This window comes from Micromonospora maris AB-18-032 (assembly GCF_000204155.1).
GTDB classification, from domain to species: Bacteria; Actinomycetota; Actinomycetes; order Mycobacteriales; family Micromonosporaceae; genus Micromonospora; species Micromonospora gifhornensis.
In genome coordinates, this window is sequence record NC_015434.1 from 2,707,457 (window position 1) to 2,731,113 (window position 23,657).

17 protein-coding genes are annotated in these 23,657 nt (G+C 70.2%); 10 read left to right on the forward strand and 7 right to left on the reverse strand.

The window, feature by feature from the left end:
* Positions 1 to 35: 35 nt before the first annotated feature.
* Entirely contained in the window at positions 36 to 488 is a 453-nt protein-coding gene (locus VAB18032_RS12300) for a hypothetical protein (protein WP_013733159.1), read from the reverse strand.
* A 102-nt stretch (positions 489 to 590) separates the two neighbouring features.
* Between VAB18032_RS12300 and VAB18032_RS12305 the strand changes: the two genes are divergently transcribed.
* Both VAB18032_RS12305 and gdhA read left to right on the forward strand, forming a co-directional pair.
* The gene (locus tag VAB18032_RS12305) at positions 591 to 1,538 is read left to right on the forward strand and encodes a hypothetical protein (RefSeq protein WP_013733160.1); all 948 of its coding nucleotides are present in this window, start codon (positions 591 to 593) and stop codon (positions 1,536 to 1,538) included.
* 520 nt (positions 1,539 to 2,058) lie between these two features.
* A complete protein-coding gene (gene gdhA / locus VAB18032_RS12310; RefSeq protein ID WP_013733161.1) occupies positions 2,059 to 3,402 on the forward strand; it encodes an NADP-specific glutamate dehydrogenase in 1,344 nt (447 codons plus the stop codon).
* Between the two features lie 92 nt (positions 3,403 to 3,494).
* Here gdhA and VAB18032_RS12315 read toward each other — a convergent pair whose 3' ends face one another.
* The 4 genes from VAB18032_RS12315 to VAB18032_RS12330 form a co-directional block, all read right to left on the reverse strand.
* Positions 3,495 to 4,415, reverse strand: a complete 921-nt coding sequence (locus VAB18032_RS12315) for an aminoglycoside phosphotransferase family protein (RefSeq protein ID WP_013733162.1) — start codon at positions 4,413 to 4,415, stop codon at positions 3,495 to 3,497.
* 210 nt (positions 4,416 to 4,625) lie between these two features.
* Entirely contained in the window at positions 4,626 to 6,863 is a 2,238-nt protein-coding gene (locus VAB18032_RS32495) for an ATP-binding protein (protein WP_158309495.1), read from the reverse strand.
* A gap of 129 nt (positions 6,864 to 6,992) precedes the next feature.
* Positions 6,993 to 8,507 (reverse strand): MFS transporter, encoded by a 1,515-nt coding sequence (locus VAB18032_RS12325; protein ID WP_043720526.1) that lies wholly within the window; start codon positions 8,505 to 8,507, stop codon positions 6,993 to 6,995.
* Positions 8,508 to 8,574: 67 nt separating this feature from the next.
* On the reverse strand, positions 8,575 to 9,465 hold the full coding sequence (locus tag VAB18032_RS12330; protein ID WP_013733165.1) for an NAD(P)-dependent oxidoreductase: 891 nt from the start codon (positions 9,463 to 9,465) through the stop codon (positions 8,575 to 8,577).
* Between the two features lie 185 nt (positions 9,466 to 9,650).
* Between VAB18032_RS12330 and VAB18032_RS12335 the strand changes: the two genes are divergently transcribed.
* The 8 genes from VAB18032_RS12335 (at position 9,651) to VAB18032_RS12370 (ending at position 21,201) form a co-directional block, all read left to right on the forward strand.
* The gene (locus tag VAB18032_RS12335; RefSeq protein ID WP_013733166.1) at positions 9,651 to 12,845 is read left to right on the forward strand and encodes an AfsR/SARP family transcriptional regulator; all 3,195 of its coding nucleotides are present in this window, start codon (positions 9,651 to 9,653) and stop codon (positions 12,843 to 12,845) included.
* 187 nt (positions 12,846 to 13,032) lie between these two features.
* Entirely contained in the window at positions 13,033 to 14,589 is a 1,557-nt protein-coding gene (locus tag VAB18032_RS12340) for an aspartate aminotransferase family protein (protein WP_043720529.1), read from the forward strand.
* Complete coding sequence (locus VAB18032_RS12345) at positions 14,586 to 15,839, forward strand: cytochrome P450 family protein (RefSeq protein ID WP_013733168.1); 1,254 nt, start codon at positions 14,586 to 14,588, stop codon at positions 15,837 to 15,839. The genes VAB18032_RS12340 and VAB18032_RS12345 overlap by 4 nt, the downstream gene beginning before the upstream one ends.
* On the forward strand, positions 15,836 to 16,990 hold the full coding sequence (locus tag VAB18032_RS12350) for an acyl-CoA dehydrogenase family protein (RefSeq protein WP_013733169.1): 1,155 nt from the start codon (positions 15,836 to 15,838) through the stop codon (positions 16,988 to 16,990). The genes VAB18032_RS12345 and VAB18032_RS12350 overlap by 4 nt, the downstream gene beginning before the upstream one ends.
* A gap of 35 nt (positions 16,991 to 17,025) precedes the next feature.
* Positions 17,026 to 18,435 carry a flavin monoamine oxidase family protein gene (locus VAB18032_RS12355; RefSeq protein ID WP_013733170.1) on the forward strand — a complete coding sequence of 470 codons (1,410 nt, stop codon included), beginning with the start codon at positions 17,026 to 17,028 and terminating at the stop codon, positions 18,433 to 18,435.
* A 50-nt stretch (positions 18,436 to 18,485) separates the two neighbouring features.
* Positions 18,486 to 20,057, forward strand: a complete 1,572-nt coding sequence (locus tag VAB18032_RS12360; RefSeq protein ID WP_013733171.1) for a GMC family oxidoreductase — start codon at positions 18,486 to 18,488, stop codon at positions 20,055 to 20,057.
* A 108-nt stretch (positions 20,058 to 20,165) separates the two neighbouring features.
* Positions 20,166 to 20,585: a YybH family protein gene (locus VAB18032_RS12365; RefSeq protein ID WP_013733172.1), complete on the forward strand. Its 420-nt coding sequence runs from the start codon at positions 20,166 to 20,168 to the stop codon at positions 20,583 to 20,585.
* A gap of 70 nt (positions 20,586 to 20,655) precedes the next feature.
* On the forward strand, positions 20,656 to 21,201 hold the full coding sequence (locus tag VAB18032_RS12370) for a flavin reductase family protein (RefSeq protein ID WP_013733173.1): 546 nt from the start codon (positions 20,656 to 20,658) through the stop codon (positions 21,199 to 21,201).
* Positions 21,202 to 21,518: 317 nt separating this feature from the next.
* Here the strand turns inward: VAB18032_RS12370 and VAB18032_RS12375 are convergent, their stop codons facing one another.
* Together VAB18032_RS12375 and VAB18032_RS12380 are read right to left on the reverse strand one after the other, a co-directional pair.
* Positions 21,519 to 23,078: an aspartate aminotransferase family protein gene (locus VAB18032_RS12375; protein ID WP_013733175.1), complete on the reverse strand. Its 1,560-nt coding sequence runs from the start codon at positions 23,076 to 23,078 to the stop codon at positions 21,519 to 21,521.
* Between the two features lie 10 nt (positions 23,079 to 23,088).
* Positions 23,089 to 23,487 (reverse strand): YybH family protein, encoded by a 399-nt coding sequence (locus VAB18032_RS12380; protein ID WP_043720534.1) that lies wholly within the window; start codon positions 23,485 to 23,487, stop codon positions 23,089 to 23,091.
* Positions 23,488 to 23,657 lie beyond the last annotated feature (170 nt).

The window sequence follows — 23,657 nt, forward strand, 5'->3', positions numbered from 1 at the left end:
GCCGCCGTCGAGTCGGGCGCGACGTTCGACTGCGGCTACGACCCGACGGGAGGCCAGAACTCGTCGTCCTCCTCGTTCGGCGACGACGGGGCGTACTGGCGTAGAGCGCCCTCGCGAATCATCCAGACGCGGAAGAAGAACTCTTCCTGGTCCATCACGAACAGTTGCACGGCGTTGGGGTTGCGCCAGGCTACGGAGCCGAAGTGCTCCACAACAGCAGTGAGATCGGCGTGGTTCAGCGCACCGGCGAACACCTGACATTCGGGGTTCTTATGTCCGCCCCACTGGTGGTCCACACCCGTGATGAGGCGCAGGCTACCGCAGCCGCCCGGCCCCATGCCTGGTTCACGACAACGACACCGGTTGTCGAGCCAGTCGCTGAACGCCTCCGCGTTGAGGCGGTCCTCCAGGCCCACCGACAGCATCACGTTGGCAACCCAGCTCACCGCATCCTCCGATCCACGCCCGGACCGTACCGCCAGGATCATCCGCTGACACCGACGTCACCCGGCAAAGGCGATGACGTGCTGGGGCATCATGGCCGTCGGTCCGTTGGGTGGCCGGTGGGACGGTCTGGCTAGCATTCCCTCGTGATCGAGGAGTTGATCCAACAGGTTGCCGAGGACGGCGACGCGATCGAGGAACTGTGCCAGATCGCGGACACCGATCCGGGAAGGCTGACACCACACCTGGGCTCCCTGCTCGATCTGGATGTGCTGTGGCCGGCGAAGTTGTACCGGGCGGCGGACGCCGACGTGGTTCACCGGATCATCGAGCGGATCGATGGTGGCCGGACACCCGAGTGCCTCAACCACCTGCTGGTCATCCTGGCGCACACCGCTCACCCGCTCGCCGAGAACGCCTTGCGCCGCTGGTCGGCCGAGCCACCGGGCGGCGCGGACCAGCTGTATGTCCCGGTGCTGACCTACGCGCATGAGGGCGGTTGGACGGTTACGCCGGACGGCCACCGGCGGGAGTTGTGCGGCAGCACCGCGTACCAGTGGGTCATGCGCGACACACCGCGCCGCGCGGACGGACCCACCTGTCCGTGGTGCTCGTCGCCGCTGTGGATTGCCGCGGACCTTGACACCACGGAACCTGCCGTCGCGGCGGCGTTGGCACACACCGGCTGGTCCGGTCGGCTGGTGATCGAGACCTGCCACTTCTGTGCCTGCTACACGCCGCTGTACAGCCAGGTCACACCGACCGGGTCCACCACCTGGTGGACCGGTAACACCCGCCCCGAATACATCGGCTCCGCCGAACCGGAGGATCCGCCGGCACTGGCACCTGTCCCGGGCGCGGCCCGGCCGAGCCCTTACCAGGCATGTGCTTGGAGTCGCGGCGGCTCGACCCTGGGTGGCTGGCCCGACTGGATTCAGGACGCCGAGCACGCCGACTGCCCCGGCTGCGGTCAGCCCATGGACTATGTGGGCCTGGTCGGCGGCGCGGACCTCGACGACTACGGCGAGGGCGCCTACTACCTGCACCTGCACCAGCCATGCGGCTTCGCCGCAGTCAACTACCAGCAGAGCTGACCGCCGTACCCGCTCCGCCCGCAAGCCGCTGGCACCATCCATGCCGCGCGCCGCGGGTGGAGGAAGAATTGGTTGTCTTCCAACGCATTGCCTGCGGCACGCGACTTCAAATGTTGCGTTACTGACTTCCGTCATTAGGCGAATGAGATGGGGGTGGCAATTCAGTTACCCCTCCGGACGCCAGCGGTTATCAGAAGTAACTGCGGGCCTTCGTACGCGATATTCATCTCAACATGGCGCGGTCGGCCGGGGAGGGCCCGCACAGAGCGAAGCCCTGAATGTGCAGGTGTCGAATCGGACTGCTGCCTCCTCTCATCCATGAACCTCTATCCCTCCGGCTGGCCCCCACGCCACCTGCTGTTCTACATACCAGGATTGGGGGCATGCGCGTCGCCGTGGATCTCGACGCCCATATGCTGTCACCGAGACTAGGGCCTACGACGGGTGTGGACGACTGCCGCGTGGGCCCGTCCGATGTCTGTGGCGCGAGGTCGCGTAGGAAGCATGCCTGGAGGGCCATTTGTCGACGCATGAGAAGTTCGAGGCCGTTCTGGACGGTGTGATCCGACGCAACCCCGGCGAGGAGGAGTTCCACCAGGCGGTGCGCGAGGTGCTGGACAGCATCCGTCCCGCACTCGCCCGGCACCCGGAGTACGCCGAGGCGAAGATCATCGAGCGGATCTGCGAACCCGAGCGGCAGGTGATCTTCCGCGTGCCGTGGGAGGACGACCGTGGCGAGGTGCACGTCAACCGCGGTTTCCGGGTGGAGTACAACAGCGCCCTGGGCCCGTACAAGGGTGGCCTGCGGTTCCATCCGTCGGTGTACCTGGGCATCGTGAAGTTCCTCGGCTTCGAGCAGATCTTCAAAAACGCCCTGACCGGTATGCCGATCGGTGGTGGCAAGGGCGGCGCGGACTTCGATCCCAAGGGTCGCTCGGATCGCGAGGTGATGCGCTTCTGCCAGAGCTTCATGACCGAGTTGTACCGGCACATCGGCGAGTACACCGACGTGCCGGCCGGTGACATCGGCGTCGGCGCACGCGAGATCGGTTACCTGTTCGGCCAGTACAAGCGCATCACCAACCGGTACGAGTCCGGGGTGCTGACCGGCAAGGGCCTTGCGTACGGCGGCGCCCAGGTGCGTCGGGAGGCCACCGGGTACGGCAGCGTGTTCTTCGCCGAGGAGATGTTGCGTGCCGCCGGGGACGGGCTCGACGGCAAGCGGGTGGTGGTCTCCGGATCCGGCAACGTGGCGATCTACGCCATCGAGAAGGTCCAGCAGTTCGGCGGCGTGGTGGTGGCGTGCGCGGACTCCTCCGGTTACGTGGTGGATGAGAAGGGCATCGACGTCGAGGTGCTCAAGCAGATCAAGGAGGTGCAGCGCGGGCCGATCAGGGACTACGCCGAGGCTCGACGACACGCGACCTTCGTACCCGGGCGCAGAGTGTGGGAGGTGCCCTGCGAGGTCGCCCTACCCTGTGCCACGCAGAACGAGGTCAGTGGCGCGGACGCCGCAACCCTGGTCGCGAACGGCTGCATCGCGGTGGTGGAGGGCGCGAACATGCCGACGACGCCCGACGGCATCCGGGTCTTCACCGAGGCCGGTGTACGTTTCGCGCCGGGCAAGGCCGCCAACGCCGGCGGCGTGGCCGCCAGCGCCTTGGAGATGCAGCAGAACGCGAGCCGCGACTCATGGACGTTCACCTACTCCGAGCAGCGGCTCCAGCAGATCATGCAGGACATTCACGCCCGCTGCTTCGAGACTGCCGAGGAGTACGGGATGCCCGGCAACTACATGGCCGGGGCGAACATCAACGGCTTCCTCCGGGTCGCCGAAGCCATGCTCGTTCAGGGACTCATCTGACTGTTCCATCACTTGCCCCATCATCACCCTGCGAACGTACGCCTCATCACTACCTTCGGCGGGGTGGGGAGAAATCAACACCGGCGCTCGAATCACCGCCCTGACGTCGCGTACTCGGAGACGATGTCGTCGATGACGCGGTGGGCCTCTGCGACCGCGGCCGGGTCGTCGTGCAGCGCGCCGGCGTACGCGATCAGGGTCTTCCACAGGGCCCAGGCCCGCCCGCGGGCCCAGGTCGCCGCATCGACATCGAGCCCGGCGCGGAAGGCCTCGCGGCTCGGACCGGACAGCAGCGTCCAGGCGATCGCCACATCGCACGCCGGGTCGCCCACCCCGCAGGTGCCGAAGTCGATGACGGCGGCGAGCACCCCGTCTCGGATCAGGAGGTTGCCCGGGGCCACGTCGCCGTGGAACCACACCGGTCGGCCATCCCAGATCGCCGTCAGTGCCGACTGCCAGATCTCGGTGATGATGTCGCGGGGTATCCGGTGGTCCAATGTCTCGACCGCCCGGCGGACCTGCGGGTCGTAGACGTGCAGGGGCCCGCCACGAAACCAGTTGTGCAGTCCGGGCTGCGGCCCCGTGGCCGGATCGATGCGACGTAAAGCGACGAGGAACGCGGCCATCTCGTTCGCGAACCCGGTCAGGTCGCCGATCCTGTCGAGGCTGGCGGGTGCCCCGTCGATCCACTCGTAGACCGACCAGTCGAAGCGGTACCCGTGGGCGGGGACTCCGCGTGTTACCGGCCTGGGCACCGGCAGCGGCAGTTGCGGCCCGAGCACCGGCAGCCACCGGTGTTCCTTGTCGACCGCCAGGGCGTACTCCTGCGCGGTGGGCAGTCGTACCGACAAACGCTCACCCAACCGGAACGTCTGGTTGTCCCAACCGCGCGGCACAGGCCGAACCGGCAGATCGGCCCACTGCGGGAACTGGCTCGCCACCAGCCGGCGCACCAGCGCTGCGTCAACGAGGCGGCGAACCGGCACGGGAACGGCATCGGGATCGGCGCTCACACCCTCAACCTCGCAAAACGTGCCATCGGTGACAACCGATTTCGCGTTCCTCACGCGCATGGGGAGGAGAAGACCCGGAAGACCAAGGGGCTCCACCGGATTCGGCGTGGCTTCAGCAACGGGAGACCTACGGCTTCTCGATCACCGCCCCAGCGATCATCGCCACTGACCATGTACGACGGGCGTACCCATGTACCCATCGCGGCGTTGTCAGCGCGGGGGCGGACATGGGCCGTCCAGGCGGACTGTGCTGGCAAGAGCCAATGTGTCGTCAGCTACGTCCTCGAACACGGCGCGGCACAGCGTATCGGCGGAGTCAGGCGTGCTGAGCCTAATTCCATGGGTCAGTGGAGGCACATCCAACGCCGCCAGGCGCGGCTCGGGGCGACCGAGGTCCCACGGCGGGGTCAGCGGCGCCGACCTGCGCCGCTGGTCGGGTAACTCGCCGTCGCAGCGGCCGCCGATGCTGGCGGACGCCATCAGGTGGCGCAGCCGGTTGATCGTGCCGCTCTGGGGCGGGTCCAGCGTGATGCACGCCGCGTGGGGCTTACCGCCGCCCCAGCTCGGTCGGCGCTTCAACAGCGCCGACCGGGCCGCCGCCACCACCACCAGCGGCAACGGCGCGTTCAGATCGGCCAGTTCCTCGACAGCGTCGAGCAGGTCGTCGCCGGCCAGGTGCAGATCCCGCAGGAGCACCACCAGCGGCTGGGCTCGCGCTGCCTGTTCCAGCAGCAGCTGCCACGCCGCGAGGGTGCCCGGCTGCGTCGAATGTTCCGGGCACAGCAGCGGCAGCAACGCCGACACCACGGACTCTGCCGGACCGTCTGCGCCCAGAATCGTCCGCAACCGATCGCGTATCACCTCCGGTGTGTCTTCCGGTGCGACTGCGCACAGCTCGGTCACCAGTTCGGCCGCCGCGCGCAGCGGATCATCAGAGGCGGTGCGGCCGTCCAGCACCCGGGGCCCGTTCACCAGCCCGGTCAGCCGGTCGAGCAGGTCGTCGGAGTCGCCGAGGACGGTCACCAGGTGTGGGGTGTTGCGCCGCAACGCCCGCTCCAGCAGGCCGTGTATCAGGGCCAGGTCACTGTCACGCTCGGGGTCGTGGCCACCGACACCGCGAATCTCCCATGCCCCTTCTGCGGCCGGCAGGGCGTCGAAACCGTCTCCGATCAGCTCGCGCGTGCGCGGGCAGACCCACACCGTCCCCTCCGGTACGGCCGACAGCATCTGATGGCATCGGTCGACCAGGGCGCCGCTGACAGTCAGTCGGGAGTTCGGCTCGGTCAGCACCAGCGTCTCACCGGTCGCCACCGCGACCTGCATGACGAGGCCGCGTCCCATTCCGTCGGCGAAACAGTCGCGCAGGGTCAGTGCCGCACGCACCGCGCGTTCCTCGTCGCCGCCGCGTGTGGGTGGCCTGCCGAACAACGCGAGTGTCGCAGACCCGATGGACGTGGCCACCGTGCCGCCCAGTTCCTCGATGCCCGAGCGCACCATGCGGGTCGCCGCCGCCAGTTCGTAGTCGACGCGGACCGGATCGGTGGCATCGGCGCAGGTGCGCACTCGCACCATGGCCAACGTCAGATGTGCCCGTCGCGGGTCGGAGGGTGCCCGGGGTGCCGGGATCGGCGGTATCGGACGTGGCGGCCGCATCACGGCGACATCGCGGGCGGGCGCCGGGACGGTGGCCGGGTCGAGGGTGAGCGAGGGGTCGTGGGTGAGGATGGCGTGTTGCAGCTTCTGCAGCGCCGGGCCCGGCTCCAGCCCGAGGTCCTCGACCAGGGACGTGCGCAGGCCGCTGTAGACGGCGAGGGCGTCGGCGTGGCGCCCGCAGCGGTAGAGAGCCAGCATCAGTTGACCGCAGGCCCGCTCCCGCAACGGATGCGCCTCGACCATGGCCTTCAACTCACCGAGCACCGACTGGTGCCGTCCGCACGCCAGTTCCGCGTCGAACCAGTCCTGCTGGGTGTCCAGGCGGGCGTTTTCCACCGCTGCCAGTTCCGGCCACGAGATGCCGTTCTCCACCAGGTCGGACAGCGCGGTGCCGCGCCAGGTGGCGAGGGCCTCGCGGAGTATGGCCGCGGCGCGATCCGGCTGGGCCTTCTCGTCGCGGCCACGCTCGGCCAGCTGGTGGAAGCGGAACAGGTCCACGTAGGCCGGATCGACCTGCAGTATGTAGCCCGGCGCCTGGGTGGACAGGCGCAGCATGTCCGTTCCCTTGGTCACCGACAACGCGGCCCGCAGGCTCCACACTGCGTTCTGCAGGACCTTGCGCGCCGACGCGGGCGGGTCCTTGTCCGGCCAGAGCGCACTGAGCAACTGGCTGGTCGGCACCACCTGGTTGGCCTTGAGCAGCAGAAAACCGAGAGTGGCGCGTTGCTTGATTCCGCCGAGCCGAATCGGACGGCTGTCTATCAGTACTTCCAGCGGGCCCAGAACTCTGAACATCATCTCCCCCTTATTCGGATGGGGACGGAGCCTGTCCGGCCCCGTCCCCACCACGTCCGGCAGAATGAGCGACGGTGCTCTCCGGCTGTGTCTGTTTTTGTTATCTGGTGCGACGACCCGCCGTAGATGTCAGTTGCGGCTGGTCGCTGCCTCCTCCATCGCCGACTGGTTCGGTCCAGCCTCAGGACCCCGTACCAGCAGAGCGGTCACGACCGCGATCCCGACGGCGGCGACCGCGCCGGCCCAGCCGACCGCGTTCAGCGCGGAGGTGAACGCCTCGCGGGCCGCCGCCACCAGGTCCGCGTTGCCGACCGCGAGCGCCCCGGCCAGGGACTCCGTCGCCTCCGCCGGCGTGCCGCCGGGCAGTTCCGACCGGTACACCGCAGCGCCGAGGCTGCCGAGTACGGCCACACCCAGGGCCAGGCCGAACTCCATGCTGGTCTCCGACATCGCGGCAGCCGATCCTGCCCGCTCGGCCGGGGCCCGGCTCACCACCAGGTCGGTGCCCAGCGCCATCATCGGTCCGATGCCGAGGTAGATCACGACCAGCCCGGCGACCACCAGTGCCATCCCGTTCGGGCCGTCCACGAAGGCCAGCAGCACGTAACCCACCGCCGAGACGACAAGCGACGCCGCCACCAGCAGCCCAGGGGCGACCTTGCGGGCCAGCACCGGCGCGGCGATCGAGGTGACGATCATCGCGACGGCCGACGGGAGGAGCCACAACCCGGCAGCCAGGGGCGACAGACCGGAGACCATCTGCAGGTACTGCGTGGCGAACAGGTAGACCACGCCGACCACGGCCAGGCCCACCAGCAGGGCGAGCAGGGCCCCGACGAACGACGGCCGGGTGAACAGCCGCAGGTCCAGCAGGGGGTCGGCCAGGGTCCGCTGCCGGCGTACGAACAGCACCCCGAACACGACGCTGGCCACCAGCGCGACCAACGCACCCACCTCGATGCCCTCGGTCGCGATCACCTTGAGGCTGTAGATCGCCGGCAGCATCGCGGCCAGCGACAGCGCCACGCTCACCAGGTCGATCCGGCCGGCCTGCGGATCCTTCGCCTCGGGCAGCAGAACCGGCGCGGCCACCAGCAGCACCACCATCACCGGCACGGCCAGCAGGAACACCGAGCCCCACCAGAACAGCTCCAGCAGCGCGCCGCCGATCAGTGGACCTGCCGCCAGACCGGCCGAGAAGCACGCCGCCCACACGCCGATCGCCATGCCCCGCTGGCCCGGGTCCCGGAACATGGTGGTGATCAGCGCCAATGTCGACGGCATCAGGGTGGCGCCGGCCACGCCGAGCAGGGCCCGCGCCGCGATCAGGACGGTGGGGTCGGTGGCGTACGCCGCCAGCACCGACGCCGCCCCGAACGCGAGCGCACCGATCATGAGCAACCGTCGGCGGCCGATGCGGTCGCCGAGGGTGCCCATGGTGATGAGGAAGCCTCCGATCATGAATCCGTAGATGTCGACGATCCACAGCGTCTGCGTCGCGGTCGGCCACAGATCCGTCGTCAGGTGCGGCAACGCGAGGTAGAGCACTGTCGCGTCTACCGACAACAGCAACGTGGGTAGGGCGAGCACTGCCAGGCCGAGCCACTCGCGCACTCCGGCTCGTGGTTGCGTCCTCACCGACACGTCTGGTACCTCCGCTCGTGATGGCGGGTCTGTGTCCGCCGTTCAGGCACTGCTTGTCGGGACTGGGCTACTGGGCTGCGGGTGCGCGCAGCACCTCGAACACGGCGCCGAAGCCGTCGCCCGCGTGCCCGCGTCGGATGGCCTGTTCGGCCCGGGCGTGCAGGAACTCCGGCAGGGTCGGGTCCACGCCCTGCGTACGGCTGGCCTCGACCAGGTGTTCGATGGCCACCGTCTGCATGCCGAGAGTGGAGTCGTTGTCCGGGTAGGCGCCGGTGTCGACCTGGGTTGCCAGGTTCGGCACCTCCGGTGAGATGACGTACTCGAACCAGGCCTGCGCGTAGGGCAGGAAGGCCGCTGCGGGCACCTTCTCCGAGGCGAGCAGTGCCGCCGAGTGCATGAAGCCGGCCCAGGTGGTCCACATCAGGCCGAGCAGGGCCACGTCGTACAGCGACGGCAGCCCCGGCTCCTCCCCGAGGTAGGTGCCCGCGCCGGCGATGGACCGCAGGGTGTCGGCGTGCGCGTCGTACACCTCCTGCGGGCCGCCGTAGAAGATCAGCGTCTCCTCCGAGCCGATCATCGACGGCGTCGCCATGATCGCGCCGTCGATGTACTCCATGCCCTGCTCCTGGGCCCAGGCCGCAGTGGCGCGGGCGTCGCCCGGCGTGCCGGAGGTGAGGTTCACGATCACCCGGTCGGCGGGCGAGTGGCCGGTGGAGTCGATGATCTCGCGCATCGCCCGGTAGTCGAGGACGCAGATCACGATCAGGTTGCCGGCCGACATCGCGTCGGCGACCGTCGCGGCCCGCACCGCTCCCTGGCCGACGAGGTCGTCGGCCTTGTCGGGTGACCTGTTCCAGACCGTCGTCGGATGTCCGGCGGCGAGGAAGGCCCGGGCCAGGGCCGAACCCATCGCGCCGAGGCCGATGACGGTGACTGGTGCGCGGCTGTCCGCAGCCATGTTGAATCCCCTTTTGTTGAACGGGCGTTCCTCGGGCGGGCACGATCGGCCACCCTGCTCTGCGCACAATCTGCCGGTTGGCTCTCCAAGAACTCTCTCGGTCCGCTCTTACGCCGCGGGCCAACTCTCTGCGTAGCAACTCCCATGACTGAGCGTGTGCTTGAGACCCCGTATCGTATGTGTCTATGCGTTTCGGCATTCTGGGGAACCTGGCCGTGTGGCCCGCGGACGACCGCCCGGCACACCTGCCCGGCCACAAGGTCCGGACGCTGCTGGCGGTGCTGTTGGTGCACGAGGGGCGGCCGGTGTCGGCGGACGCGCTGGCCGACGTGCTGTGGGGCGACGAGCCACCCGGCAACCTGATCGGCGCCCTGCACACGACCGTGTGGCAGCTGCGCCGTGCGCTGGAGAAGGCCGAGTCCGGTGCGGGCACCCGGGTGGTGGTGTCCCGCCCCCCGGGCTACCTGCTCGACGTGTCCGACCACGACGTGGATGCCCGCCGGTTCGAATACCGGCTGCGCCGGGCCCGTGCCGCCACCGACACCCGCGACCGCGTGTCGATCCTGGGTGACGCGCTCGCCGAGTGGCGTGGACCGGCGCTGGCCGACTTCACCGATGCCGAGTTCGCCCGCCCGGCCATCGCCCGTCTGGAGGAGCAGCGGCTGACTGCCCTGGAGGACCGGGCGCACGCGATGCTGGAGTTGGGCGAGCACCGCCTCCTGGTCAGCGAACTGGCCGACCTGGTGGTGCGTCACCCGATGCGGGAGCGGCTGCGCGCCGCGCACATGCGGGCCCTGTACGGCAGCGGCCGGCAGAGCGAGGCGCTGGCCGGCTTCGACGAGCTGCGCGAGCTGCTGGCCGAGGAACTCGGAGTGGAGCCGGGCACCGAACTGGTCACGCTGCGGCAGTCGATCCTGGAACGCGACCCGGTGCTGGCGCCGTCGCCCACCCCGATCACCACCACCGCGCGTCCGGTGACCAACCTGCCCGCGCCGGTCAGCGGCCTGATCGGCCGCGACGCCGCGGTGGTGCAGGTACGGGCCCTGCTGGAGGCCAGCCGTCTGGTGACGCTGCACGGCATCGGCGGAGTCGGCAAGACCAGTCTCGCGCTGGCCGCCGCCCGACAGGTCGCCGGTCAGTACCCGGACGGCGTGTGGCTGGTGGAACTGTCCATCGTCGCCGCCGGCCCGGACGAGCCGGACCCGTTCTCCGCCGTCGCCGACCAGGTCGCCATCGCGCTGGGGGTGCGGACGACCGCCCGGGAGGACTGGCTGACCAGTGCCGTACGGGCCAAGCAGATGTTGCTGGTGCTGGACAACTGCGAACACGTGGTGGCTGCCGCAGCCCAGCTGGTGGGGCTGGTGCTGCAGGCCGCCCCGGGGGTACGGGTGCTGGCCACCAGCCAGGAACCGCTGGGCATCGCGGGGGAGCGGTTGTGGACGGTGCCGCCGCTCGCGCTGCCCACCTCGTTGGCGCAGGCCGCCACGTCCAGCGCGGTGCAACTGTTCGTGGCCCGGGCCACCGACGCGTCGGCCGGGTTCGTGCTGGACGAGAACACCGTCGAGGCGGTGGATGCGATCTGCCGTCGCCTCGACGGCCTGCCGCTGGCCCTGGAACTGGCCGCGACCCGGGTGCGGGCCCTCGGGGTGCACGAACTGGCGGCCCGGCTGGAGGACCGGTTTGCCCTGTTGACCCAGGGTATGCGGGGTGCACCGGCCCGGCATCGGACCCTGCGCGCCGCGCTCGACTGGACCTGGGAGCTGTTGACCGAGCCGGAACGGGTGGTGCTGCGCCGCCTCGCCGTGTTCAGCGGTGGCTGCCCGCTGCAGATGGCCGAGGACGTCTGCGCCGGCGGTGTGGTCGGCCGCGCCGATGTGCTGGACCTGGTCGCCCGACTGGTGGACCGTTCGCTGGTCACCGTGACCGATGTCGCCGGAGTGCGCCGCTACGGCCTGCTGGAATCCGTCGCCGCCTACAGCGCCGAGCGGTTGCGGGAGGCCGGCGAGGAGGCCGACGTCCGGTTGCGGCACGCCCGCTACCACGCGGACCTGGCCGAACGGGTGCTGCCGCACCTGCGCGGACCGAGCCAGCGCCGGTGGCTGGAACGGATGGACGCCGAACGGGCCAACTTCCGGGCAGCACTGGACGCCGGGGCCCGGCTCGGCGCGAACGGTCTGGCCCTGCGCATGGTCAACGCGCTGGCCTGGTACTGGTTCCTGCGGGGCCGGCTGGCCGAGGCCAAGCGGGCATTCACCGTCGCCCTTGACGGCTCACCGACCGACGGCGGCTCCCCGCGCGCCACCGCCCTGGCCTGGCAGGCGGGTTTCGGGCTGCGCGCCGGAGACGCCAGTTACGACCTCGACCGGTTCGACGAACTGGAGAACGAGGTGGCCGATCCCGTGGACCGGGCCATCGTCCGGTGGTTCCTGGGGTTCACCCGGATCGGATTCGGTGGCCAGGACAGCGCCGAGAAGTACCTGGACCGGGCGCTGGGCGAGTTCCGCAACCTCGACTACGCCTGGGGGACCGCGGCGGCGCTGGCCGCGCTGGCCACCCGCAGCATCCTGCGGGGCGATCTCGACGCCACCCGTCAGTACGGCGAGGAGAGCGCGGCCCTGTTCCGCGACCTGGGTGACGGCTGGGGCCGGTTGCAGGCCACCGATGCCCTGGCGTCGCTGTCCGAAGTGCTCGGCCGCTACGACGAGGCGGCCCGCCTGCATCGCGATGGGCTGCGGATCGCTGAGGCCCTCGGACTGTGGAACGAGGCGTCCACCAAGATGTCCGGGCTGGGCCGTATCGCGCTGCTCGGTGGCGACTACCCGCAGGCGCGTGAGCTGCATGAGCGGGCGTTGCGGCTGGCCGCCGAGCAGAGCTACACCTTCGGGCAGCAGTTCGCCGAGGTGGGCCTCGGCCTCGTCGCCCGCCGCGAGGGCCGCCTCGACGCGGCCGAGATGCACCTGCGGCGCTGGCTCGACTGGTGCCGGCAACTCGACGGCGAGTACGGCGTCGCGCTGATCCTGGCCGAACTCGGCTTCGTCGCCGAGCAGCGCGGAGACGCCGAGACCGCGCTGCGCCTGCACCGTGAGGGCAGTGTCGCGGCGTGGGGGACCGGTGACCCGCGGACCATCGCGCTGTCCCTCGAAGGTGTCGCAGGCACCTACTCGCTGCTCGGCGACCACGAACGCGCGGCGCTGCTGTCCGGCGCCGCCCAGGCGGTCCGGGCGGGCGCGGGCGCGCCGTTGCCCCCGGCGGAGCGGGGCGACGTGGACCGGATCACCGCCCGCGGGGTCGCCGCCGTGGGCGATGCCTTCGCCAAGCACGTCGGCGACGGACGGCTGATGGAGTTGAGCGAGGCCCGGCGGCTGGTCTTCGACGACTGACCCACGGCCGCAGCGTTAATCGTCCGGTAATCGGCTGCCCTTCGCGCGCCCATTCGCCGGTCGGTGAACCCGCGATGACCGGACACGACAGGAACTCACGATATACAAGACCTGTCGCTCGCTAAAACCGCGCGGGCCGCAGATCTTCGATATCCGCCGGAACCTTTCCTGATCGGAGACGGTAAAGATGACCTCTTCTCCTGGCGCGCCCGAATTCGCGGACTCCTATCTGGTCGAAGTGCTGACCGAGTTCGGTCTCGCGCTGAAGTACGTCCGTGCCCGCGGAAACACCCTGTACTACCTGGCCGACGACGGCACCGAGGTCGGGGTCTTCGACGCGGCCAGTGGATTCGGCTCCCTCATGTTCGGCCACAACAACCCGGAAATCGTCGAGCACGCGAAATGGCTGCTCGACCAGCAGACCCCCGTGCACGCGCAGTTCTCCGGCTATTCCTTCGCGCTCAACCTGGCCGCTGAGCTCAATGCCGTCATCCGTCGCGAGTTGCAGACCGACGACAAATTCTTCGCCCTTTTCGGTAACTCCGGTGCCGAGGCCGTCGAAATCAGCATCAAGCACGCCGAAATGGACCGCGGGGCGCGCATCGCCGAGCTGAAGGCGGAGATCGACACGCACGTGGAGCAGGCGCGCACCGCCGTCGCCGACGGCGCCCGGCTCTCCGCCGACGCGGCCGCCCTGGTGGGCGGTGCCGACTTCGACCTGCTGGCTGCCGAGGTGGCCCGACGCAACGCGCAGACCGAGGCCCGCCCGCCGCTGTTCCTCGCCCTGGAGGGCGGCTTCCACGGCAAGCTGGTCAGCAGCGTCCAGCTCACCCACAACGCCGAGTTCCGGGGCCCGTTCAAGGCGCTCGCCGCGCAGGCCCGGTTCATCCCCCGTGACCGTCCCGAGCTGATCGCCAAGGTCGTCGAGGACGAACGGGCCACCCTGCTCGACGTCACGGTGCAGGACGGCGTGGTCGACCTGGTCGAGCGCGACTTCCCGGTGTTCGCCGCCTTCCTGATCGAGCCGATCATGGGTGAGGCGGGCATCTTCCCGCTGTCCGCGCAGCTGGCCGGCGCGCTGCGCGAGGCGTGCGACACGATCGGCGTACCGCTGATCTCCGACGAGATCCAGTCCGGGATGGGCCGCTCGGGCACCTTCCTCGCCGGCACCCAGATCGGCCTGAAGCCCGACTACATCATCCTGGCCAAGGCACTCGGCGGTGGGGTGGCCAAGCTCGGCGTCGTCCTGGTCAACGAACACCGCTACCGCAAGGACATCGAGCTGATCCACACCTCCACCTACGGCCGGGACGGCTTCTCCAGCCGACTGGCGCTGAAGGTGCTGCAGATGCTGGAGGCCGAGGACGGCAAGGCGTACCAGTTGGCCGCCGAACGGGGTGCCAAGGCCAAGGCCATGATGGAGGCGATCAAGGCCGACTACCCCGATGTCGTCAGGGAGGTGCGCGGCGTCGGTCTGATGCTCGGCTTCGAGCTGCACGACCAGTCCAACTCGTCGTCACCGGAGATCCGCGAGGCCGTCGAACACGAGGCCCTCGCCTTCATCATCGGCGGCCACCTGCTGCGCAAGCACCAGATCCGGATCTTCTCCACCGCCAGCAACCTGGAGACGATGCGCTTCGAGCCGTCGATCTACCTGTCCGACGAGGAGATCGCGCGGGTGGACGCCGGCTTCCGCGACATCTGCCAGATCCTGCGCGACCAGGACGCGAGCCGGTTCGAATGACCAGCCGGCTGAGCATCCCGGTCATCGACACGGCCGGACGTGACATCCACGGCGAGGGCGAGCGCCTGCGTGCGCTCGGCCGGGCCGTCCAGGTGCTGCTGCCCGGCGACGTGACGGCGTGGTGGGTCACCGACCATGCGCTGATCAAGCAGCTGCTCACCGACGACCGGGTCTCCCGGGACACCTACCAGCACTGGCCGGCCTGGGGTGGCGGCGAGAGCGAGCTGGCCCGTACCTGGTCACTGGCGATGTGGGTGGCCGACCGCAACATGATCACCGCCTACGGCGCCGACCACAAACGCCTGCGCAAGCTGGTGGCCCGGGCGTTCACCGCGCGCCGCACCGAGGCGATGCGCCCGCGCATCGAGGCGGTCACCGCCGACCTGCTGGCCGACCTGGGCCGCACGCCCGCCGGCCAGGTGGTCGACCTGCGGGAACGGTTCGCCTACCCGCTGCCGGTCGAGGTGATCTCCGCGCTGCTGGGCATCCCCGACGAGATCCGCGGCCCGCTGCTGCGCACCGTGCACGAGATCATGGACACCGCCGCCACGCCCGAGCAGGCCAAGGCCAACGAGGTCGAGCTCTACCGGCTGCTGCACGAGCTGGTCGAGATCAAACGCCGCCAACCCGGCGACGACGTCACCACCGGCCTGATCCAGGCACACGACGAGGACGGCGGTGGGCTCAGCGAACGCGAGCTGGTGGACACCGTCCTGCTGATGTTCACCGCCGGCCACGAGACGACGGTGAACCTGCTCGACCAGACCATCGTCCTGCTGCTCAGCCATCCCGAGCAACTCGACGCCCTGCGTCGCGGCGACCTGGACTGGGCGGACGTGATCGAGGAATCGCTGCGCCTGCAGACCCCGTTTCCCAACCTGCCGCTGCGGTACGCGGTCACCGACATCGACCTCGGTGACGCCGTCATCGCCCAGGGCGACCCGATCGTCATCGCCTTCGGCGCGGGCAACCGCGACCCCGGTGTGTACGGCGACACCGCCGCGCAGTTCGACCCGTTGCGGCCCACCCGCCGCGACCACCTGGCATTCGGCTACGGCGTGCATCGCTGTCTGGGCGCGCCGCTGGCCCGGCTGGAAGCAGCGATCGGCCTGTCCGCCCTGTTCGACCGGTTCCCGGACCTGCGCCTCGCGCAACCGGTGGACCAACTGCGGCCGCTGGGCTCGTTCATCTCCAACGGTCACGAGACGTTGCCCGCACTGCTGACCCGAGAAGAAGGAGACCCCCGATGAGCGAGGTGCTGGACGCGGTCCGCAACATCGTGCCGAGGCTGCGCGAGAACGGCCTGGAATCCGAGGAACGGCGCTGGATCCTCGACGAGAACACCGAACTGCTCGACAAGGCCGGCGTGTTCCGGCTGGCCGTGCCGAAGCGGTTCGGCGGCCTCGACGCGCCGCTGCCCGAGCAGGTCGCCGTGCTCACCGAGATCGCCCGCGGCTGCGGTTCCACCGCCTGGGCCGCCGTGGCGTGGGTGTCCACCGCCTGGATGGCCACCCTCTACCCGGACCAGACGCAGGAGGAGATCTTCGCCGGCGGCTCGGTACGCATCTCCGGCGGCTTCACCCCGACCGCGAAGGCGGTCCCGACCGACGGCGGCTACCTGCTCAACGGCTCGTGGCGGTTCAACTCCGGCTGTCGGGGCGCCCACTGGGACCTGCTCGCCGCGATCCTCGAAGAGCCCGACGGCACCGAGACCGAGGTGTTCGCGATGGTGCCGATGTCCGACCTGAGCATCGCCGACGACTGGCACGTCTCCGCGGCCGCCGCCACCGGCTCGTCGACCACCACCGCCCGGGATCTGTTCGTACCCGCGCACCGCGTCGTGACCGGTGAGGTGGCGCTGACCACCGGCGCCCCCGGCCGTACGCCCACCGCACCGGGCCGCTCCTACAGCCTGATCAGCTACGTGGTGGCCGAGTCGGCGGCCGCCTACATCGGGATGGCCAAGGCGGCGCTGGAGCTGTTCCTGGAGCGGCTGCCCGGACGGGGCCTGGCCTACACGTCCTGGACCGACCAGCGGCAGCACCCGCTGATCCAGCATCGGGTCGCGCTGGCCGCCAACAAGATCACCGCCGCCGAGACGCTCTCCGCGTCCTACGTGGACATGCTGCAACGCCGCGCCGACGCCGGCGAGGAGCCCACCTGGGCGGAAAAGGCCGCCGTCCGCGGCCAGGCCGGCACCGCAATCCAGCTGGTCAAGGAGGCCGTGCAGGACCTGCACACCATCGCCGGGGCCTCCGCGCTGAGCAAGTTCGCGCCGTTCCAGCGCTTCCACCGCGACCTGCTCGGCCTCACCACACACGGCCTCATGTCCCCGGACATGAGTCTGGAGGTGCACGGACGGGTCCTCGTCGGACTCGACCCGGACACACCCTTCCTGTAAATCCAACCCACCAAATCCCACAGGGGACGACACGAATGAGCAACACCACATTGTCCGGACGGCCGCTCACCCGGCGCGGCGTCCTGACCGCGGTCACGGCGGCCGCCGCCGCGCACACCATCCTGCGTCCATCGCAGGCCTCGGCGACCCGGAGACGCCACGCGTACGACGTCATCGTGGTCGGCGCCGGCTTCGCCGGCATCACCGCGGCACGGGACCTGCGGCGCAAGGGACTGCGCGTGCTGATCCTGGAAGCACGCAACCGCATCGGCGGACGCACCTGGACCAGCACGTTCCAGGGCGAACAGGTCGAGATGGGCGGCGTCTGGGTCGACCCGATGCAGACCCACGTGTGGCAGGAGATCGAGGACCAGGGCATCGGCCTCGTCGCCGACCCGGCGGCCGACCGGACACTGTTCCCGACCGCCACCGGCTTCGGCTACTTCAGCCCCGAGGAGGCGTTCGGCCGACAGGGTGAGCTGCTCACCCAGTTCTGCGAACAGGCACCGCAGGTGTTCTCCGACCCGACGGACCCGATGGCCCAGGCCGACGTGCTGCGCCTCGTCGACTCGTACAGCATCCGCGACCGGCTCAACGCCATGGGCCTGAGCACCCTGGACGAGAAGTGGCTCTCCGGGGCCACCGGCGGGCTCGGCGGGGGATCCGACCGCGGCGCGTACACGCAGTTCCTGCACTGGTGGGCGCTGTGCAACTACAACGCCGAGCAGTACTACGGCATCAACACCTACCGACCGGCCGGTGGCATGACCGGACTCGCCCAGGCCATCCTGACCGAGGCGGCCGCCGACCTGCGACTCAACTCGCCGGTGCGGTCCATCACCGACAACGGCCGCGAGGTGACCGTCCGCACCAGGGCCGGCATGTCGTACACCGCCTCCTCGGTCGTGGTCGCGGTCCCGGTGAACGTCTGGAACACCATCGATTTCGCGCCGGGCCTCAGCCTGCAACGGCGGCGCGCCTCCAGCGAGACCTTCGGTGTACCCGGCGCGCAGAAGCTGTGGCTGCGGCTGCGTACCTCGCTCGGCAACACCTACGTGCACACCCCCGACGGATACCCGGTGGACACCCTGGTGCCGATCAAGCAGTTCGCGGACAGCCAGCTGATGGTCGGGTTCAGCAACGACCGTCGGCTCAACGTCAACAACGTGGCCCAGGTCGAGCGGGCCGTACGGCTGGTCGTGCCGGACGCGAGGGTGCTGGCCGTCAAGGGCCAGAACTGGGGCGCCGACCCGTACGCGCGCGGCGGGTGGTCCTTCCGTCGGCCCGGCCAGCTGACCGGGCTGCTCGACGCGATCCAACGCCCGCAGGGCCGGATCTCGTTCGCCACCAGCGACATCGCCAGCGGGTGGAGCGGCTACGTGGAAGGGGCGATCGAGTCCGGACTGCGGGCGGCCGAACAGGTGACGCACTACGCGTTCAGGTGACCGGATCCCGGCCGGTCCCGCCCGTGCCAACCGCATCGCGAGGAGGAACAGTGGAATTCGACTACGTGGTGGTGGGGGCGGGATCGGCCGGGTGCGCGGTGGCCGCCCGGCTGTCCGAGGATCCGACCGTCACCGTGGCGCTGCTGGAAGCCGGCGGCCCCGACGACCATCCGGACATCCGGGTCCCGCTGGGCGCCCTGGAGCTGATCGGCTCCGAGCTCGACTGGGACTTCGGCACCCTGCCCCAGCCACACCTGGGCGGCCGGGAGGTGCGCTGGCCGCGCGGCCGGGTGCTGGGCGGCTCGTCGGCGACCAACTTCCAGATGTGGGTGCCCGGTCACGCCGAGGACTTCACGTCGTGGCCGCCGTCCTGGTCGTGGGAGCAGGTCCGGCCCTGGTTCCGCCGGGCCGAGCACTGGGCGGGCCCCGCCGAGGACAGGGGAGCGCTGGGCACCGGCGGTCCGTTGTGGATTTCACCCCAGCGAGACCCGGACGTCAGCAGTCTGCGTTTCCTGCAGGCGTGCGCCGAGGTCGGGCTCGCGCCGGTCGACGGCGCGCTGGCCGGTCCGGACAACCGTGGGTACGCGCTGACCCCGGTCACCCAGCGCGACGGCGCCCGGTGGAGCAGCGCGGACGGGTACCTCCGGCCGGCCCTGCACCGCCCCAACCTGACCGTGCTCACCGGCGCCCAGGCGCACCGGGTGCTGATCGACGACGGCCACCGCGCCACAGGCGTACGACTGGCCGACCGGACCGTCACCGCCCGCCGCGAGGTCGTGCTCAGCGCCGGGACGGTCGGCTCGCCGCACCTGCTGCTGCTCTCCGGCATCGGCGACCCGGACGACCTGCACGCGGCCGGGGTGCGCCCACAGGTGGAGCTGCCCGCCGTCGGGCGCGGCCTGCACGACCACATGATCCTCGATCTGGCGGTCCGGGCCGATGACGCGACCCGCTTCCTGCAGGACGGCCGGGAACGCTACCAACGCGATCGCATGGGCCCGCTGACCTCCAACATCGGCGAGGCGGTGGCGTTGCTGCGGGCCGACGGCGCGGCGGGCGCACCGGACGTGGAGCTGATCTGGTCCCCGATGGCGTTCGACGACACCGGCACCCCGATCCCCGGCTACACCCTCGGCGTCGTGCTGCTGCGCCCCCGCAGCCGGGGCCGGCTCACCCTGGGCAGCGCCGACCCGCACACCCCGCCGCGCATCGACCCGGGTTACCTCACCGACGACGCCGACCTGCAGACCTTCGTGGCGGGCGTCCGGTTCGCCGAACGGATCCTCGACTCCGCGGCCCTGCGCACCCTGCACCAGGGGCCGGTGGTGCCGTGGCCGGCCGACGGCACGGTGGCCGAGTACGTCCGGCAGCGGGCGCAGACGGTGTTCCACCCGGTCGGCAGTTGCCGCTTCGGTGACGTGGTCGACGCCGACCTGCGGGTGCACGGGGTGACCGGGCTGCGGGTGGCCGACGCGTCGGTGATCCCCGAGGCGCCGCGTGGTCACACCCACGCCCACGCCGTGATGATCGGTGAGCGCGCCGCGGACCTGATCCGCGCGTCCGGGGTGTCGCACCCGGCAGCGCAGGAGGTCGTCGACGAGCGTCCCGTGGCTGCTCGGTAACCGCATGGAACGCTGCGTGAGAGGTTGATTACCGAAGATTCGAATTGATGCCGTTGAATGTGTTGTGGTGCGCCGAACGTACCGATCCCACCCGGAAGTGAGGACACGATGACCCAGACCGACGTGAGCAACCTGAGCCTGGAACTGACCGACGACCCGGAGACCCAGAACGCGGTCTTCCTGGCCGCGTTCAACTCCGGCCGGGGTGACCTGTTCGACCTGCTCTACCGTTCGGACGCGATCTCCAACCTGTCCGGCCAACCACTCACCGGCGCGGCCCGCACGGAGGCGATCACCAAGCTGCTGGCCACCGGCCCCAAACTGCACTCGGTGGTGCGCGACTCCGTCGTGGCCGGCGACACCTCGCTCATCATCGTCGGCTTCGAGCTGGAGGTGACCGCCGCCGACGGCACCCGGCAACGGATCACCGGCCGCTGCACCGACGTGCTGGTCCGTGAACCCGACGGCAAGTGGATTATGGCGGTGGACCGCCCGGTGGCCGAGCACACCGAGACCCTCGGCGCCTGAGGCCGCAGCGGCTTGCGTCCCGCCGTCGGTCGGGACGTGGGCCGCGTCACCACGGCGGGAAGGACCGCACATGGATACGGCCACCAACGCATCCCTGGTCGGCGCTGCCCAGATGCGCTCGACGATGTCTCAGTTCGCCACCGGCGTCGTGGTTCTCACCGTCGGCGGCGACCACCTGCACGGCATGACCGCCAACGCCTTCAGCTCGGTGTCGCTGGAACCACCCATGGTGCTGTGCTGCGTCGGCAAGAACGCGGTGATGCACCGGGCGATCACCGGGTCCGGCCACTTCGCGGCCTCCGTGCTCCGGGCCGGGCACGAGCCGTACGCCCGGCACTTCGCCAGCCGCGACCGGCCGCTGGGCAGCGCACAGTTCGCGGTGGGCGACTGGATGCCCGGGGCACTCACCGGCGCGCCGCTGCTCACCGACAGCCTGGCCTGGGTCGAGTGCGCGTTGGCCGACGTGTACGAGGCCGGGGACCACTCGGTCTTCCTGGGCAGGGTCATCGGCTCCGGCCACCGCTCCGGCGCCGGACTGCTGTTCTTCGACGGCGCGTTCCACCCCACGACGACCTGGCCACCCAGCACCGACGCCGGCCCGACGGACAGCATCTGACAACCCTGCCGACCCACGGCCCCCGGAAGGCGCACAGCCGCACCGGGACCCGGCCGAAGCACCCGAACACCAACAGGCGGACAGCGACGCCTGCCGCGTGACGCACCGACCGTCGGCCTTCAAGACCACGACCAGGTCTTGAAGGCCGACGTCACGGTCTGGACGGCCGACGTCATGCAGAACCCGAAACTCACCGACAGCCTCCGAGAACGTCCACGGGCGCCTTCTCCGCGTGTCGGCACCGCCCGGTGGGCCCCACGACGACGGCCGCCGATCGCGATGATCGGCGGCCGCCACCCCGGCTGATGTGGAGGAGATCAGCCGGTCAACAAAGTCGGGTCGTTGGCGCGGATCAGCGCGCACACGTCGGTCAGCCCGGTCACCAGGCGGGCAATCGCCTCGTCGGTCACCGCGAGGGACGGCTGGAAACGCAGCGTGTGCGGCGCGCTGGCGGTCGGGAACACCCGGATCCGGTGCGCCCGCAGCAGCCGCCCCGCGACCATGTAGCCGAAGAGGCCGTTGCGAGCGAAGTCACGCACCACCCCGGCCGGCGCGTCGGTCTGGTCACGGAACTCCAGACCCTGCATCAGGCCCCGACCCCGTACCTCGGCCACCACGTCCGCGTTGGCCTCGGCCGCCCCGTCCAGGGCCGCCCGCAACGCGTCGCCGCGTTCCCGCACGGTCCGGTACGCCTGCCCGCCGTCCGCCTCCAGCAGGTCGACGACGGCCAGTCCGATGTGACACGACAGCGCGTCCTTGGCGAACGTGGAGCTGTGCACCAGCTCGAACTCGGGCTGGTAGCGGCTGTCCCGCACCAGCAGCACGGCGTTTTTCACAAGCCCGCCGCCGATGCTCTTGGCCAGCAGCACGTAGTCGCCGAGCAGCCCGGCCTGTGCGCCGGCGAAGAAGGTGCCGGTGCGGCCCACACCGGTCTGGATCTCGTCCACCACCACGGGGAACCCGCCGGCCTCGGCGGCCTGGCGGATCTCGGCCGCCAGCGCCGCGTCCAGCGGCCGGATGCCGCCCTCGCCCTGCACCGGCTCGGCGAAGAACGCGGCGATCACCGGCAGGTCCCGCTCGACGAGCCGGACAGCGCCGTCGCCGGACTCCAGGTCGAACACCGTGACCCGCTCGGCCTCGACCGCCTTGGCCACCGCGCCCGGCCGGTCCACCGGCACGAACCGGGCCGGTGCGGCAAGCGTCCGGAACGGCAACCGGTAGGCCGGATTGTGGGTGAGCTGCACGCTGGCCGCGAGCTTGCCGTGGAAGGAGTTCTCCAGGGTCAGGAACACCGGTCCGCGAGCCAGCTGGGCCGTGTTGTGCTGCCGGACCGCGGCGATCAGCCCGTCCACGCCGGTGAACGCACCCAGTCGGGCGGTGGCCGCGTCGCCGGGCAGGCCGGCCCCGGCCGCCGCGGCCGCCCGGGCATCGTCCAGGTGCGTGTCGATCTCGGCGATCAGCGCGGCGACCCGCTGACCGCGTTCCATCTCGGCGTGCTTGAGCGCGCACTCTGCCGCCTCGGCCCCGGTGTTGGCGAAGATCGCCCGGTAGGGCTCCGCGATACCGAACTCGCGGTGCAGCACCCGGTTCAGCGCGGCGGCCAGGTCGTTGGCGTACGGGTGCCGGGAGAACTGCGCGTGCACCGGGACCTGGCGCTCCAGCAGATCGTGCAGCAGCCGGGTCAGGGTCGGATGGTGGTGACCGAAGATCAGCGACCCGTACCCCCCGACGAAGTCGTCGACGGCCACCTCGGCGCCGGTGTCGTCGACGAAGTAGAGGGTGTCACCGCTGGCCCGGGAGTAGGGCACGGCCAGGCCCAACTGGTCGAGTAGTCCGCCGAGGTGCGCCTCGGCCAGCTCGGGGAACTCGGTGGTCACGGCGGCCACCTCAGACACTGTCGCCGAAGGCGTTGTCGACCGCGTAGCGCCACTTGCCGTCGGCGCCCCGGCGCAGGACGTCCAGCCCCGTCCCGGTCAGGTGCGTGGTGCCGCCCGCGCCGTCCGGCTGATCGATGCTCCAGTCCACCACGAGCAGCGCGGCGTCGCCGGCCACGTACGACTCGCGCAGCTCGGCGCGCATCGACGGGCGGGACGCGACGAACTCGCGGACCGCGTCGACGTGCTCCTGGCCGCGCAGCGGCTTGCCCGGTTCCCAGATGGTCACCGCGTCGTCGGTGTAGAAGCTGAGCACCGTCTCCGCGTCGCCGGAGTTCATCGCGCTCACGTACCGGGCGGTCACCTCTCGGGCGTCGTCGGCCAGATGGGTGTCGTCCACTGAGGAGGTCATGCGTACACACCTGCCTTTCGGTAGTTGGGCACAACATAGAAGCCATGGGTGACTGTGCAGTCACTCAGCGGTAATCGTCATCCCATCGACGGTCATCGAGAGAGCCGAGCGACTGGAGCGTGACTGGACGCTGACGTTCCGTCGCCGATCCATTGATAGAAACGGATCGA

Coding starts and splice junctions, on each gene's coding strand:
- VAB18032_RS12300 (WP_013733159.1), bottom strand. CDS start 488: ATGATCCTGGCGGTACGGTCCGGGCGTGGATCGGAGGATGCGGTGAGC.
- VAB18032_RS32495 (WP_158309495.1), bottom strand. CDS start 6,863: ATGTTCAGAGTTCTGGGCCCGCTGGAAGTACTGATAGACAGCCGTCCG.
- VAB18032_RS12330 (WP_013733165.1), bottom strand. CDS start 9,465: ATGGCTGCGGACAGCCGCGCACCAGTCACCGTCATCGGCCTCGGCGCG.
- VAB18032_RS12335 (WP_013733166.1), top strand. CDS start 9,651: ATGCGTTTCGGCATTCTGGGGAACCTGGCCGTGTGGCCCGCGGACGAC.
- VAB18032_RS12340 (WP_043720529.1), top strand. CDS start 13,033: ATGACCTCTTCTCCTGGCGCGCCCGAATTCGCGGACTCCTATCTGGTC.
- VAB18032_RS12345 (WP_013733168.1), top strand. CDS start 14,586: ATGACCAGCCGGCTGAGCATCCCGGTCATCGACACGGCCGGACGTGAC.
- VAB18032_RS12350 (WP_013733169.1), top strand. CDS start 15,836: ATGAGCGAGGTGCTGGACGCGGTCCGCAACATCGTGCCGAGGCTGCGC.
- VAB18032_RS12355 (WP_013733170.1), top strand. CDS start 17,026: ATGAGCAACACCACATTGTCCGGACGGCCGCTCACCCGGCGCGGCGTC.
- VAB18032_RS12365 (WP_013733172.1), top strand. CDS start 20,166: ATGACCCAGACCGACGTGAGCAACCTGAGCCTGGAACTGACCGACGAC.
- VAB18032_RS12370 (WP_013733173.1), top strand. CDS start 20,656: ATGGATACGGCCACCAACGCATCCCTGGTCGGCGCTGCCCAGATGCGC.
- VAB18032_RS12380 (WP_043720534.1), bottom strand. CDS start 23,487: ATGACCTCCTCAGTGGACGACACCCATCTGGCCGACGACGCCCGAGAG.